The following is a 14,250-nucleotide window of genomic DNA, read 5'->3' as shown; positions in this document are numbered from 1 at the left end:
GGGGCCTAGCCGAAAGTGCAATATTTTCGGCCGTAAAATAACCAAAACGCAATAATTCCTGCGATTATGCAGTATTTTTGAGCTGTTGAAGCCGGATAAGATCAAATTTCCAAAAATTCCTGTATTTATGCAGAATTCTGCGCCATAGTCATCTATTCGGGCCAAAATTCCTGTACTTTTGCAACTTTTCGCAAAGCAATCTGCCGGGAAACGGTGGTGCGCGAAAGATAGACGCACCGACGAACCGGAGACGATTAGACGGAAGGCTAGGCGCTCCAATGAACCGGAGACGGCTAAACGGAAGGCGAGGCGCTCCGACTGGACCGGAGACGGTTTGACGAAAGGCGAGGCGCTCCGACTGGACCGGAGACGGTTTGACGAAAGGCGAGGCACTCCAACGGACCGAATCACGGCTGGACGAAAGACAAGGCGCTCCGACGAACCGGAGTCGGCTAAACGGAAGGCGAGGCGCTCCAACGGACCGAATCACGGCTAAACGAAAGACGAGGTACACCGACGGACCGGAGACGGTTTGACGGAAGACGAGGTACACCGACGAACCGGAAACGGCTAAACGGAAGGCGAGGCGCTCCGACGAACCGAAGACGATGAGACGGAAGGCTAGGCGCTCCGACGAACCGAATCACGGCTTGACGAAAGACAAGGCGCACCGACAGGCGCGGACGATTAGACGGAAGACGAGGCACTCCAACGGACCGAATCACGGTTAGACGGAAGACGGGGCGCATCGACAGGCGTGGACGGCCGGACAGGCAGAAAAGCCGCAGTTGCCGCCCTCATGCACCGCGAGCCTGCATGTATGGGCGGCGAACCGGCTTTCAGGCAAAATCGGCCCGAATTTCCCTGACGCAGTCCGGCGACTCGTAGTTTTCGTCAGCGACCGCTTCCGAGACGGGATACGCCCGCAGCTGCGAAGCCTCCACCGGCTCCAAAAACTTGCGCAGCAAGGTGAAGTCGGTCAGCGACGGGTCGAGCCAGCGGTCGGCGGCTTCTTCGTCCAGTATGACAGGGAAACGGTCATGCCAGACCGAGATGGCGCCGGCCGCCGGAACCGTTACGATCGTAAAGGCGCGCACTTCCTCTCCGTCCGCGTTGCGCCATTGATCGTAAAACCCAGCCATTCCGAACAGCGGGCGTCCCGGCATGACGATATGCATCGGCCGCGGCGATTTCACCTTTTCGCCCGGCTTCCAGCCGTAGAACCCGCTGCACGGGATGACGCAGCGCTGCCTTTTCAGCATCCGCTCAAAAACGGCTTGCGGGCCAGAGACCCCCGTCGGCATTGACCGAATCCTTGGCCCAGTACGGAAACAGCCCCCAACGCGACTGCTGCAGCACCCGCTCGCCGTGACGGTTGTTCATGACGATCGTCACGTTCTGCAGCGGTGCGATGTTGAAGCGGTTCGTACTGCAATGATGGACTTTCTCGATCCGGAACATGCCGACCAGATCCGCCTTGTCGGCCTGGAGCGAATAACGCTCGCACATAGGGCACCGCCTCCTGGTTGTATGTCATCAACACAACCAGTATTTGCACAGAGGTGAAAAATATGCGCGTGCTCACGCCGACAGGCCCGCAAGCTTTGGCCGGGAGCGATGAAGAAAAAGAAGAGCTAGGTCAGAAGCCCCCGGTAAATCGCATCCAGCAGCCGGTGCGTGGCGTCGCAGCCGTATTCCCAGAACATGACGCCGGCCAAGCCGCGCGATTTCACATATTCGCATTTGTGGTGAATCGATTCTTCGTCATCATAGGAGATGAACGTGTCGCCGTTAAACAAATACGGGGCTTTGGCTTCCTCGTCCCAGTAACGGGTATATCCGTTCTTGTCGATATAATCGGCGGCCAGAGCCGAAAAGTCCGGCCCGTATCCTCCCGCGCTTCCCGCCATCTGATGAAGACCGCGATTGCGGTCCGGAACCTGCTTCCACATGCGGGAGTAGAACGCGGCGCCGATTACGATTTTCTCCTTCGGAACGCCGGCCTTCATAAACAGGTTGACCGAAGCGTCCACGCTAATGCGGAACAAGTCTCCGGACGGCGTATACAGATTCGTATGATGTCCGGTCAAAACCTGAAATCCGCCGCGCATATCGTAAGTCATCAGCTGTACGAAATCGAGGTAGCGCTGCGCCTGATCCATTTCCGTCCCGTCGACGTAATACTGGTCGGCCCCGGCGGCAATGGTCAGCAAATAGCGCCGCCCGTCCCGTTCGCCTTGCCGATCGAGCGATTCGCGGATCGTTTTCAGGAGCTGCGTAAAATTCGTCTTGTCGTCCGGACTGGCGTGGATGCCGGCTTCGCCGTAGCAAGGATACTCCCAGTCCAGATCGATGCCGTCAAAAGGATAGTCCGTCAGCGCGCGAACGGCCGATTGCGCCATCCGGTTTCTCCCCTTTTCGGAAGAAGCCGCTTCAGAGAACCCTCCGGCGCCCCACCCGCCGACAGAAAGCAAAATGGCAAGACCCGGGAACTTTCGCTTGATTTCCGGCAGCAGATGCAGATGTTTCAAATGATCCGTACGGATTTCATCGTCCCGGACATGTCCGAACGCGACGTTCAAATGGGTCAATTTCGCCAGGTCCTCCTCGGTCAGCTCCGGAAGTCTGGCATCGACGGCATAGCCCGCCGCAATATATTTTCTTCCGTTCATCCCATCTCGCTCCTCTCTTGTTATGGCCGCAGGCCGGTCACAATTCGCAATGCTTCCTTGCCCGTACCGAGCTTGTAGCCCGACTGCGCGTAACGAATCCGGCCCTGGCTGTCCAGTACAAAAACATGCGGGAAGCCTGCTTCATGGGCCCGGAACCGCGGCAGCACGCTCTCCAGCACGGCGAAGTCCGGGTCGCAGGCGATAACGGCGCATGTCGGAAGCTTATGGCTGCCTTCACGGAAAGCGGCAGCCCATCGGCAGTCGTGACCGATCAGCACGACCGGGACCGACTGCTCCGCAAACGGCTCGGCCAGCTCGCCCAGTTCCCGCAGCAAATGTTTGGACGGTTCCCGCTCCGGTTCGATCCAGGCGATGAAGATGGCGCCGTCTCCCGCAGCCTCTTCAATCGACTGCTGCGTTCCGTCCGGCAAAGTCCATTTGCGGCTCCGATCCACGGCGCCGAGCACCGGAATATCCAATGAAGCATGGCGAAACGTCAACGCGACCTCCGTAAGCTCATTGGCGCGTACCGTGAAATAGTTAAAACGCACCCGCACCGTTCCATCCTTCAGACGGTTCCCTGTCGTCAACCGGTACGTGCCCGGCTCTACCTCGAACGTCTCGTCATACACATCGGATTTGCCGTACGGATAGAGCAATGTTTTGAAGACGCCGTTCTCCAGACGGGCAAACGAGAAATTCCCGAAATAGGAAGCGGCCGGGGCATCCGGTGCCGCTTCGGCATCCCGGAGCAACCGCAGTCTGCCCCATTCCTTGCGCTCCGCCTTCTTCACGACCGATTCGGCGGAGCGTACGTCTGTCCAGCCCCCGTTCATCCTATACTGGGGCTTCTGTTCGCTCGGATGGAGCCGTGCCGGGATGCCCAGGCTGCGGCAAACGGCGACAAACAAAATATCGAGCGAGGTCCGGTCTCCCGCCTTCAGCCGGAAGGTGCCTACCGGGTTCCCCTTGCCCTTCAAATTCGGGAGATCTTCCCAGACTTCCCAGCCTTCATCGATTGTGGCGGCCAATGCGGAAGGGTCCGACTTGAATGCGCGAATTTCCGCTTCCGTGAAGGCTTCCTGGAACAAGCGTCTGTACGGAACGATCATTTCGTATTGGACGCGGGGACAAAGCACATACCGGACGAAATCATCTTCCGGAAGCTCGCCCCGTACAGCCAGGGAGCCGATCAAATGATCGTTCAGAGCGGGCCGGAAGGTGTCGACGAGATCCTTCTCGTTCAAGCTTTCCAATAGCCGCAGCGGCCACTCCCCATATTCGGGCGTCCGTTCCTTCAGGAAAGCGGCAATTTCGCGGCCGTTGCCGCGCGCCTTGCCCAGCACATCCGATACCCGCTCTTGCGGCAGGCCCAATTCGCGGGCAATCCCGGCCGCTTCTTCTTCCTGAATGAACGTCTCCTCGTATCGTCTCCGAATGGCCGCGCCTTCCTCTACCCGCTTCCGATGCCGCTCCATCTCTTCCTCCGGGACCGCATCGGCGCCGTCGCCGTCCCGCTCCGGCGGAGGGACCATATCGAAATCGAGCGTTCCCTCGGCATATCCGGTCTGATCCAGTATCAGTTCGATGCGCCCCTCCTGCGCGGCGAGCTTCGCTTCTCCGAAGCGCCCTTCCTTGACGGCCCGGATGAGCAAATCCCCGAAGCCCGTCTTAAACGTTGCCTCCCCTTGCCCGTTCGTCTTCAGCGACGCAATCGGATAAAATTCCGCCATATTATACAGCTGGAAATGCACATCCGCTCCGCCGGCCGGACGGCCCTGCTCATCCTTGACCGCAACGGTAATGGTGCGCGTAGGCGCATAGCCATCCAATAAATTGATTTCCGTAAACCATTTGTCAGCGAGCGTAATGTCCTCCGGCCCCGGATAATTGGCGAATATTCGCGTATTGACCAACATCGCCCGCCGGGCGGGCGGACTGAACCAGCCCTGATTCAGACGAGGTTCGGGCTCGCATGCGCCGAAATAATACCACTCTCCGTCCGCCCACGCTTCCACCCATGCGTGATTGTCGTCGCAATGCGCCCAGCGCGGCGTATAGACCTGACGGGCCGGTATGCCGATGCTGCGCAGCGCGGCGACGGCGAGCGTCGCCTCCTCGCCGCAGCGGCCCCGCGCGTTCCGGATTGTCGCAAGCGGTGAAGCGGTGCGCAAATCGCTGCCTGTATAGGTCGCCTTCTCATGGCACCAGTAGTTGGTCTCCAGAATGGCGTCCGCCATCGACAAGTTCTTCGTCCGCTCCGCCAGTTCGCGATAGAGGATTCCGCGCGAATCCTCGATATTTTCCGTATTCACCCGATACGGCAGCACGTAATGCAGAAACAGATGATCGGGCACCTTGTCCCCCCACGGCACTTCCTTCCGGATTTCAAGCGTCTTGCGGACATGGCTCAGGAATAACGAGCCTTCGTAGTCTGCAAGGTCGTTCACCGGCATGTAGGCGTACAAATATTTGAGCGCCCAGGTTTCTTCTTCCGTCAGCTCTTCCTCGTGGAATATAGCGAACAGCTCGTGTTCCTTCGCACGGGCAAGCCGTCTTTTCTCCCTGAATCGTTGCTCGACCCGTTCCATCGTTTCTTGATCGAGCGAAAATACGGAGGTATCGGCGATCATCGGCAGCTCACTCCTTCCACAGTTTCCCGTCTTCCCGGATATACAGCCTTCCGTTTCCGTCCGTCGCCGGCGCCGAAATGAGGAACGTCTTCCCGGTCGTCTCGATCCTCGGAACGATGCTCCACGAATCGTCGCCCATCAGTTGCTTTTCATCCTTGGCAAATGTTCCGTTCGCTTCGAAATAATTGCGCTGGCGGTAATAAAGCTTGCGCAGCTCCCATTTGACGCGTTCGTCCGGCGGCAGCTCGAACGATTCGGGACCGTTCTCGTCCGCGAACACCACATATCCCCACAGCTCCGGATAGTGCATATTGATAATGCCCATCGGGGACCATACCCAGTTATCTTCCGGATAGGGCTTGCCCGTATCCGGGTTCACGACTTTGCGGTATGTTCCTTCCTGAACCTCCACCTGCCACTCGACGCGGGAGAAATTGACGCGCCAGAATTCGCCGGCCGCCGGCGGACGGCCGTAAGGCGCGCATTCGCGCAAGCTGGCCCAAGGCATGGCCACCTCCACGCTCCACTTCCGGTTCGCCGCTCCGGGGCGGTTCAGCTCGCCGTCGATATGCACCGCCGTCTTGAGCCCGCGAATGTCCCAGCCGTTGACCGGAGGGCCGCCGTCGCGGTAAGGCTTGACCAGCAGCAAATCCCATACCGTATTCAGCGCATTGATCTCGAATTCGTAATAAAGATGCGTATCGCCGTCCGGATCGATAAAAATTTCAAAATCGTTATCGTGGAAGATGACGGAATCCCGTTCCGTCAGCGTCGCCCAAATCTGATCCTCCATCAGTTCCGCCGCAAAGTAAAAACAGTCGTCGTCCCACAGCATTTTGACCCGGGTCCGCTTGGCCGGCTTTGGACGCGAATCCCCTTCGATATCGACAAAATCGTCGGTCCATTCCGCCCCCGCCCAGAACGGCTTGTCGACACGGCCGTCCATCTCCAGCGGTCCGGACGCGCGTCTGCAAATGTAATGTTTCGGAGCGAACTCGATTTTCGGTTCCGGCACTCCGCTTCGATTCACTTCTCGTTCCCCTCCAGTACAATAACGTCGGCTCGCCTATTGCAGGCGAAATACATGCGCGATCGGCGTTTGACCATGGCGCTGCTCTTCCGGCATCCGGACTGCGATTCCGTTATCGGTTCGGCGATGCTCCAGTCCGTCCCGTCCGCCTACGAGACCGACCTTGCCGAAGTCTCCCCGGATCGGAATGTGCAGCTCCTCCGGCACGATCTCGTCTCCTTCCTTGTACAAGTAGAACGCATACGTAACATCGCCTTTTTTGGTAAAATGGCAGTTGCCCGCGGAATACGGCGCGCAAGCCCGCGTCCCATAGATCGCTTCGCCGTATGCTTTCAGCCACTCGCCCATCCCCTTCATGCGGGATATGGCGGTTTCCGGAAGTCTTCCGTCCGGCTGCGGCCCGATATTCAGAGCCAGATTGCCGCCTTTGGCCACAATTTCGATCAGCAGATGAATAAGCTGCCGCACGGATTTATATTGATCCTCATAGCGGAAAGAGAACGATGTTCCCATCGTGATGCAGCTCTCCCAAGGAACGTTCAACGGACGCTCAGGCAGCGTCTGCTCCGGCGTAATAATGTTTTCGTACGGTCCGCCGACGGTGCGGTCGGCCGTGAGCAGCCAGGGCTGAATGCTGCGCGCTTTCTCCACCACTTCGCCCAGGCGGATGTCCTGGCCGTTTTGCGCGCAGACCCATCCCGCGTCGAGCCATAATATATCGATCCGTCCATAACGGGTCATCAGCTCCATAATCTGCTCATGCGTGAATCGGACGAACTTTTCCCACAACCAGGGACAGTCCTGCGGATCGTAGGAAGGTCCCCGCGCCGTGAACGTTCCCCGCTCCATTCCCGGCGCCCAATAGTAGGGCGTATGCCAGTCGGCTTTCGAGAAGTAAGCGGAAATGCCGAGACCTCTGGCGCGAAACGCGTCAAACAGCCGCTTGCAAATATCGGCATGCTTGTGGGTGTGGAACGGACAGTCCGGACCTGTAATGCGGTAATCCGTTGTGCGGGTATCCCACATGCAGAAGCCGTCATGGTGCTTGGTCGTGAAATTCAAATATTTGAATCCGTTTTCAGCAGCGAGATCCGCCCACAGCTCGGGCTGAAAGCGGACCGGATTGAACGTCCTGTTCAAGCCGAAATATTGCCGTTTCAATTCCTCGGCGTCGACATCCCAGTCGATGCCGTCGCGGGACCATTCCGCATCCTTGTCGCTCAAAGCCCACGATTCCACAATGCCAAGCTGGGAATACGGCCCCCAGTGCATCATCAGGCCCAGCTTCTGATCCTTGAACCACTCTAGACGCTCAAGCAGAAGCGGATTTTCAGGCTTCACCCACTCCTCTTCGGCACTGTAGTTATGTACGCCATGTTCGACCACCTGATCCTGTTTCCCGGCCATATCGTTTTTACTCATCGTCTACCTCCGAAGAGCCGTTTATTGTATGATTACAATATCATTAAAATCATGAAACGAATCCGTCATCGTCAGCACATCAGGGGGAAATCAATTGAAACCGAATTATTTTAAGTCCAGGCTGTTCATGAAATATATCTGGTCCTACCTGCTCATTTTGTTGATCCCGCTCGTTCTGGTGACCGTGTTTATTTATGAAAACGCCGTCACGAACCTCCGTGCCGAAATCGAGCGGTCCCGTCTCGATCAGTTGACGCAAACGAAAGTGATGATTGACGGGCGGATGAAGGAACTGAGCGAGATCGCTTCCCGCATCTCTTATGACAAGCGGCTGACGCCATACCGGGTCCACGATCCTTACTATAGCGGAGAAGCGATTCAGGCGCTGGACCAATACAAGGCGACAAGCTCCATCATTGACGAAATGTTCCTGTATTTTCATCAGGACGAAAACATCTATTCCTCTGCAGGTCTTTATCGTTTCGACGTATTCGCAAGCCATTTCAGCTTCCAGAACTGGAATAAGGAAGCCGTGTTCCGGGACCTGAACAGCGTCAAAATCCCGACGATGCGCCCGGCCGATCTCGTCAACCGCAATACGCATCTGCAGCAGACGATGCTGGCATACCTTGTGCCGATTACGCCGAACAGTCCCAATCCTCACGGAACGGTCATGTACCTGATCCGGGAGTCCGCGCTGACGAGTCTGATCGATTCGATTCTGGGCGATTACCAGGGCCAGACGTTGATTCTCGACCAAAACGGCCAGATTCTCGCGGACAATCGCCAAGGCGAATCGTTGGACGGGAGCGAAGCAAGTTCCCTGTTCGAGCTTTCTCCCGGCATTCACGACAAAATGGTGGACGGCAAGCCGCACTCGATCGTATCCGTCAAATCGGAAAACAACGGCTGGACCTATGTGACGCTCATGCCTAGCGCCCAATTTTTCAGCAGCGTGCTCCATGTCCGCAGCTTCATCATCATGCTGTTCGTCATCGTGGTGGCGGTCGGCGCGGCGGTCGCGCTCCTGCTCGCCAGAATGCAGTACCAGCCGATATCGACGCTGGTCGAGTTCGCCGCTTCCAAGTCCAAAGACGGAGACATCCGTTCGGCGGCCGGATCGTCCGCTTCCGGCAACGAGCTTGACCGCATCCGAACGGCGCTGCAGGAGTACAGTTCGCGAGTGGATCTTCAGGAGCCTTACGCCCGCAATCATTTTCTGTCCCTGCTGCTGAAATACGGAAATGTCCGGAATCTGACCCCGGAACTGCAGGATGCTTTCGATGTTCGCTTTGACCGTTCCCGCCTCTTCGTGATGGTGATCGGACGGAGCGAGACCGGGGAGCGGCAGGAGGACAAGCCGGAACGGCAGGATCTGACCGAGCTGTTGTCCCGTATCGAATTCCCGGAATTGTCGGCCCACGCCTACGGCGTCGAGCTCCCTCAGCTGGACCGGTTCGCGCTTATCGTCTGCTTCGATCCGGACGGTTCGATCGGGGAATTCTCCCATGTCCGCGACATTGTCGATGCGGTTCGCAGCAATCTGCTGGAAACGATCGATGTCATGCCCATGATCGGCGTCGGAACGTGTTACTCAAGCCCGAACCAGCTGAACCAGTCCTTTATCGAAGCGTGCTCCGCATTCGAACTGGGGGTATCCGGCGCGAGCGGCACGATCACCTATTTCGAGCAGCTTTCCTATACGCCGGAGCATACGTTCTGGATTCCGAACAACATTCTCATGAAGCTGTCTCAAAGCTTGAAGCAGGGCAGCTACGATGTCGCGACGCAGATGATCCGGTCGGCCATCGAGAGTCTGCAATCGTCAGGCCACTCCGCGCTGCTGAAGCGCTGCATCAGCTTCGACATTCTGAACACGATGCTGAAAACCGCTGCGGAGCTCGGCATTCATCATACGATGCACGACATTGCTCCGAATATGATCTATACCCAATCGTTTGAGGAACTGGAACGCAGTCTGCTCAATCTGGCTTCCCGGATCTGCAATCAGGTCGAGCTCGACAAGCAAAAGAAGAGCAGTCTCTTACCGATCAGATTGCGGCCTACATTGACGACCATTACACCGACCATGCGCTCAGCCTGGAGACGGTCGCCCTTGAATTTGCTGTTTCGCCTTCGCATGTCAGCCGTTCGTTCAAGGAAAAGATGGGACTTAATTTCTCCCAGTATGTCTGGCAGAAAAGGGTGGAGGAGGTCAAACGACAACTCACCTCAACGAGCGACTCGCTGAAAGACATCATCACCCGGGTCGGTTATCTGGATACGCCCAACTTTATCCGCAAATTCAAAAAAGAAACCGGATACACGCCCGGCCAGTACCGCAAGATGCACTCCGCATACGGCGGCCACGACTTGACCGCCGAGGGCGAATAAGCGCGATAAGCCGACACCCGGTCTGCAAAGACCGGGCTTTTGTCGTCTTCTTCTGTTCGGTAGTTTGACGGGCTTATTTCTCCGCGTTCCAACGATCGTATGCGGCCTGGTACAGCTCGGCGATCCGGTCGCCGCCCATCTTTTTGATCTGCTCGACGTACTTGTCCCAGTTGGACAGCGATTCTTGACCGGTTACGAATTTCGCTTCCATTTGCTGAACATAGGTGTCCAGATCGGACAATAATGCGGATGCTTCGGTCTGCTCCTCATTCGTCAGATAGACGTTGGGGAAAGGCACCTTCGCGATCGGCACCAGCTTTTCTTGATTTTCCTTGTCGATCCAGTCGTCGAATTCCGTTCTCAGACCTTTCGTCACTTCCGGATCATTGATGCCGGGAGTCAAAATACCGTAGTTCGGCGTGATCGTTCCGCGGTACTCTTCGCGATCGCCGCCGCCGGGCACCGGCAGCCATTCTTTCACGCGATTTTCCTTGTCCTTATACTTCCACAGCAGGTTTTCAGGTCCTTGATTGAACAGTGTCGAGCCTTCGTAGCTGTAGAGATAGTCGACCCACCGCATGGTCGCTTCCGGAGCCGGGTTGCTGCTCGTAATGGCGAACGTGCCGTTCGCGGACATCCCCGGATGTTTGCCGTACACCGGCGTGCCGGGAATTTCGCTGCTTACCGGCGTCATCATCGGATGCTCGCTGCTCGGTTCGCCGCCCAGCGTGAAGTACGGGAAATATCATTGAACAATGCCACTTGATTGTTCTGGCCTTTTGCCTTCTTCTGTTCGGGCGTTTGCGAGAACGTTTCGTGGTCGAGCAGACCGTCTTTCCACAACCGGTTCAGGAAGGTCAAGTAGCCTTTATACCCTTCTTCCTGAGGCGTGTAGTGAACCTTGCCGTCCTTGTCCGCATAAATTTTTTCGTTATAAATGCCCCAGAAACCGAGGAAATACATGCGCAGATCGTCCAGCTTGACCGACGTGAGCGGAATTTCGTCCGCCTTCCCGTTGCCGTTCGGATCCTCCTCCTTGACGCGCTTCAGGTAGGCATACAGTTCTTCGGTCGTCTTCGGCAATTCCGTTACCCCGAGCGCTTTCAGAAATTTGCCGTTATACCACATCGGGCTGCGGTACCAGACGGCCGCGGTGTCGATGAACGGCAAGGCGTAAATATGGCCGTCCGGCGTCGTAATGTTTTTGCGGATTTCCGGATGCTCGTCCAGTATCTTTTTCAGGTTCGGCGCATAGCCTTCATCAATATATTTCTCCAAAGGAATCAGAACACCTTGTGAACCGTACGTAACTTGTTCGGCCGGTTTCAAATCCGCCGCATACAGCATATCCGGCAAATCGCCGCTGGCAAACACAAGGTTTTTCTTCGTGGAGAAACTGTCCAGCGGAGCAAGCTCGTATTCCAATTTGATCCCGGTCAGCTTCTCCATTTCCTGAAGCACGGGCATGTTGTTCCAGTCGGCTACGCCAACGTCTTGCGACATCATCTTGAGCGTGATCGGCTCGTCTACGATCGGAAAGCCTTCCTTTTTGACATTGGACGCCTCTTGAGACGCACCGGACGAGGACGATCCGTCTTCTCCCTTCGATGGCCCGCATGCCGCCAGCATGGAAGCCGCCAGCGTCAGACAGAGCAGCATCGACGATGCCTTGCGAAGCTTTTTCATTCTGCAACTCCCCTTTTGATGATCATTTATGAGCAAGATCAGCCCTTAACGGAACCGATCATAACCCCTTGCACGAAATAACGCTGAAGGAAAGGATATACGACGATGACCGGCAAAGTCGCCACGATGATGACGGCGTATTTGACCAATGCGGCGATTTCCGCCTTGTTGTTCAAGGCCGACGCTGTCGACGCGTCCATCATGCCGCTGCCCTGCGCCGACATCTCCTGCAGCACGAGAATTTGGCGAAGCACGAGCTGCAACGGATATTGAGCCGAATCATTTAAATAAATAAGCGCCGAAAAGTAGCTGTTCCAGTGGCCGACTCCGTAAAACAACGACATCACCGCGATAATCGGCATCGACAGCGGAACAATAATTTTAATAAACAACCGCATATTCGTGCAGCCGTCCATTTGCGCGGCCTCCTGCAGCTCCTTCGGAATCGAGGTCTGGAAGAAGGTTCGGGATACGACAATGTTCCAGATCGAGGCGGCCGAAGGAATGACGAGCGCCCACATGGTGTTGATCATGCCCAGTTCTTTGACAAGCAAGTACGTAGGCACAAGACCGCCGCCGAAAAACATCGTAACCATAAACATGCCCATAAAGAAATTCCGTCCGACAAAATCTTTGCGGCTCAAGGCATAGGCGGCCGGCAGCGTCACAATCAGATTGATGAGCGTGCCCACGACCGTATAAAGAATCGTGTTTCGGTATCCTCTCCAGATCGCCGAGTTCTCGAACACCCGTTGGTAGCCCTCGAACGTAATGCCTTTCGGCCATAACCACATTTCACCTGATCCGACATACTTCGGATCGCTGACGGAAGCGCTGACAATGTAGATCAGCGGGTAGAGCACTATGACGAAAGCGAGAAATACGAAAATATAATTGCAGATGAGGAATAATTTGTCCCGTTTCGTTTCCTTCACGGCGGAAATCATCGGTCTCCCTCCTTTCTACCACAAGCTGTGCTCGTTCGTACGGCGTACAATCTGGTTGACGACCACGAGCAGAATCGCATTCACCACGGAATTGAACAGACCGATCGCCGTCGAGAAGCTGTACTGGGCATTGACAAGCCCCGAGCGGTACACGAATGTCGATATGACATCCGACGATTCCATATTGAGCGGGTTTTGCAACAGCAATATTTTTCGAATCCTACCCCGAGCAGGCTGCCCATATTCAGGATGAGCAGTATGGTCATCGTCGGGACAAGCGTCGGAATATTGATGTGGCGCACCCGCTGGAATCTTGACGCGCCGTCGATAATGGCCGCTTCGTGCAGTTGAGGATCGACGCCCGACAGCGCCGCCAAATAGATGATCGTTCCCCAGCCTGCGCTCTGCCACACCCCCGAGAACACGTACATCGTTTTGAACCATCTGGGATCGGTCAGAAATTGAGGCGCTTCCAAACCGAGCCATTCCAACATGTGGATGATAATCCCCGTCGATGGCGACAAAAAGGTAATGATCATCCCGGCCATGACGACAACGGAAATAAAATGGGGCGCATACGTGACGGTCTGGGCCAATCGTTTGAAAAATCCGTTCTTCAGCTCGTTGAACGCCAGCGCCAGAATGATCGGAATCGGAAAACCGACAGCCAATTCATACAAGCTGATGCTGAGCGTGTTCCACAGCAAATCCCAAAAGTAGTAGGAGTTGAAGAAACGGACAAAATGATCGAAGCCGACCCAGGGGCTGCCCAGAAACCCTTTTGTGGGAATGTAATTTTTAAAAGCGATCTGAATCCCGTACATCGGACCGTAACAAAAAATAAGGAAGTAGAAAAAGGCGGGTGCGATAAACAGATAAAGCTCCCAGTTTCGGACAATCCGCTTCCACCATTTCCCGTTCGCCTGCTTCCCCTGCTCAGGTTTCCGGACGGTGCCGCCCGTTAATAATGTTTTCATTGTTTTCGTATCCTGCATCGCCATCACCCCTCCCTTCCGAATACCGTTATGTTTATGTTGCAGACGCCGGCTCGCGGAATATGTTTTGCGAGCGCTTGCATACTGAAACGATAGCCAATCCGGGGGACGCTCGTAAATATGTCATTTTCGGCATCGCATGAAAGCGCTGTTACAGCAAGGCGAAAAGGGGCGGCGACAATTTCGGCTGACAAGCGGACAATATGTTGTTTTTGACCCGAATTGGCGGTTTTGCGGACTCCGGAGCAAATTTGGCCAATGCTTTGTTGCGCGGCTTGAGCTTGCCCCTCCCCGCCATTCCGTCTCCCCCGTCTCTTTAGTTCGAAGAACCGGCTGCGAGGACAAAGTTGCGAAAATGCAATATTTTCGGGCGTAAAGTAACGAAAAGGCCAAAATTGCTGCGATTATACAATTTTTTGACCCGTTCAAGCCCAGCCAAGCGATAATTTCCAAAAATACTGTATTTTTGCA

The 14,250-nt window shown here is 55.8% G+C and carries 8 protein-coding genes and 3 pseudogenes; 2 read left to right on the top strand and 9 right to left on the bottom strand.

All coding sequences use genetic code 11. From position 1 onward, the window contains the following. Positions 1–839: 839 nt before the first annotated feature. From PACILC2_RS24700 to PACILC2_RS24680, 6 genes are all read right to left on the bottom strand, one after another. Positions 840–1,262 carry an SOS response-associated peptidase gene (locus PACILC2_RS24700; protein ID WP_280515398.1) on the bottom strand — a complete coding sequence of 141 codons (423 nt, stop codon included), beginning with the start codon at positions 1,260–1,262 and terminating at the stop codon, positions 840–842. A 4-nt stretch (positions 1,263–1,266) separates the two neighbouring features. Next, positions 1,267–1,509, bottom strand: coding sequence for an SOS response-associated peptidase family protein (locus PACILC2_RS28220; protein ID WP_280515397.1), 243 nt, complete (start codon positions 1,507–1,509; stop codon positions 1,267–1,269). A 125-nt stretch (positions 1,510–1,634) separates the two neighbouring features. Further along, complete coding sequence (locus PACILC2_RS24695; protein ID WP_213531553.1) at positions 1,635–2,672, bottom strand: glycoside hydrolase family 18 protein; 1,038 nt, start codon at positions 2,670–2,672, stop codon at positions 1,635–1,637. Between the two features lie 20 nt (positions 2,673–2,692). Continuing rightward, a complete protein-coding gene (locus PACILC2_RS24690) occupies positions 2,693–5,305 on the bottom strand; it encodes a transglutaminase domain-containing protein (protein ID WP_213531551.1) in 2,613 nt (870 codons plus the stop codon). 7 nt (positions 5,306–5,312) lie between these two features. Then, positions 5,313–6,335 (bottom strand): carbohydrate-binding family 9-like protein, encoded by a 1,023-nt coding sequence (locus tag PACILC2_RS24685; protein ID WP_213531549.1) that lies wholly within the window; start codon positions 6,333–6,335, stop codon positions 5,313–5,315. Between the two features lie 36 nt (positions 6,336–6,371). Continuing rightward, positions 6,372–7,757, bottom strand: a complete 1,386-nt coding sequence (locus tag PACILC2_RS24680; RefSeq protein WP_213531547.1) for an alpha-L-fucosidase — start codon at positions 7,755–7,757, stop codon at positions 6,372–6,374. 2,001 nt (positions 7,758–9,758) lie between these two features. Here PACILC2_RS24680 and PACILC2_RS29640 point away from each other — a divergent pair. Both PACILC2_RS29640 and PACILC2_RS29635 read left to right on the top strand, forming a co-directional pair. Next, positions 9,759–9,893: pseudogene (locus tag PACILC2_RS29640) on the top strand (hypothetical protein); the annotation flags it as partial. 30 nt (positions 9,894–9,923) lie between these two features. Further along, complete coding sequence (locus PACILC2_RS29635; RefSeq protein WP_372447230.1) at positions 9,924–10,151, top strand: helix-turn-helix domain-containing protein; 228 nt, start codon at positions 9,924–9,926, stop codon at positions 10,149–10,151. Between the two features lie 73 nt (positions 10,152–10,224). Here the strand turns inward: PACILC2_RS29635 and PACILC2_RS24670 are convergent. The 3 genes and pseudogenes from PACILC2_RS24670 to PACILC2_RS24660 form a co-directional block, all read right to left on the bottom strand. Beyond that, positions 10,225–11,837, bottom strand: a pseudogene (locus tag PACILC2_RS24670) (extracellular solute-binding protein). 38 nt (positions 11,838–11,875) lie between these two features. Then, positions 11,876–12,784: a carbohydrate ABC transporter permease gene (locus PACILC2_RS24665; protein WP_213531545.1), complete on the bottom strand. Its 909-nt coding sequence runs from the start codon at positions 12,782–12,784 to the stop codon at positions 11,876–11,878. Positions 12,785–12,799: 15 nt separating this feature from the next. Continuing rightward, positions 12,800–13,779 (bottom strand): annotated as a pseudogene (locus tag PACILC2_RS24660) (ABC transporter permease). Between the last annotated feature and the right edge of the window lie 471 nt (positions 13,780–14,250).

It is taken from the genome of Paenibacillus cisolokensis (assembly GCF_018403665.1).
GTDB lineage: Bacteria > Bacillota > Bacilli > Paenibacillales > Paenibacillaceae > Paenibacillus_AH > Paenibacillus_AH cisolokensis.
This window is presented reverse-complemented; position numbering and strand designations above follow the sequence as displayed.

What these genes read in the sequence shown, in the direction of transcription:
- PACILC2_RS24700 (WP_280515398.1), bottom strand. Translation starts at nt 1,262, where the DNA reads ATGCTGAAAAGGCAGCGCTGCGTCATCCCGTGCAGCGGGTTCTACGGC.
- PACILC2_RS28220 (WP_280515397.1), bottom strand. Translation starts at nt 1,509, where the DNA reads ATGTGCGAGCGTTATTCGCTCCAGGCCGACAAGGCGGATCTGGTCGGC.
- PACILC2_RS24695 (WP_213531553.1), bottom strand. Translation starts at nt 2,672, where the DNA reads ATGAACGGAAGAAAATATATTGCGGCGGGCTATGCCGTCGATGCCAGA.
- PACILC2_RS24690 (WP_213531551.1), bottom strand. Translation starts at nt 5,305, where the DNA reads ATGATCGCCGATACCTCCGTATTTTCGCTCGATCAAGAAACGATGGAA.
- PACILC2_RS24680 (WP_213531547.1), bottom strand. Translation starts at nt 7,757, where the DNA reads ATGAGTAAAAACGATATGGCCGGGAAACAGGATCAGGTGGTCGAACAT.
- PACILC2_RS29635 (WP_372447230.1), top strand. Translation starts at nt 9,924, where the DNA reads ATGGGACTTAATTTCTCCCAGTATGTCTGGCAGAAAAGGGTGGAGGAG.
- PACILC2_RS24665 (WP_213531545.1), bottom strand. Translation starts at nt 12,784, where the DNA reads ATGATTTCCGCCGTGAAGGAAACGAAACGGGACAAATTATTCCTCATC.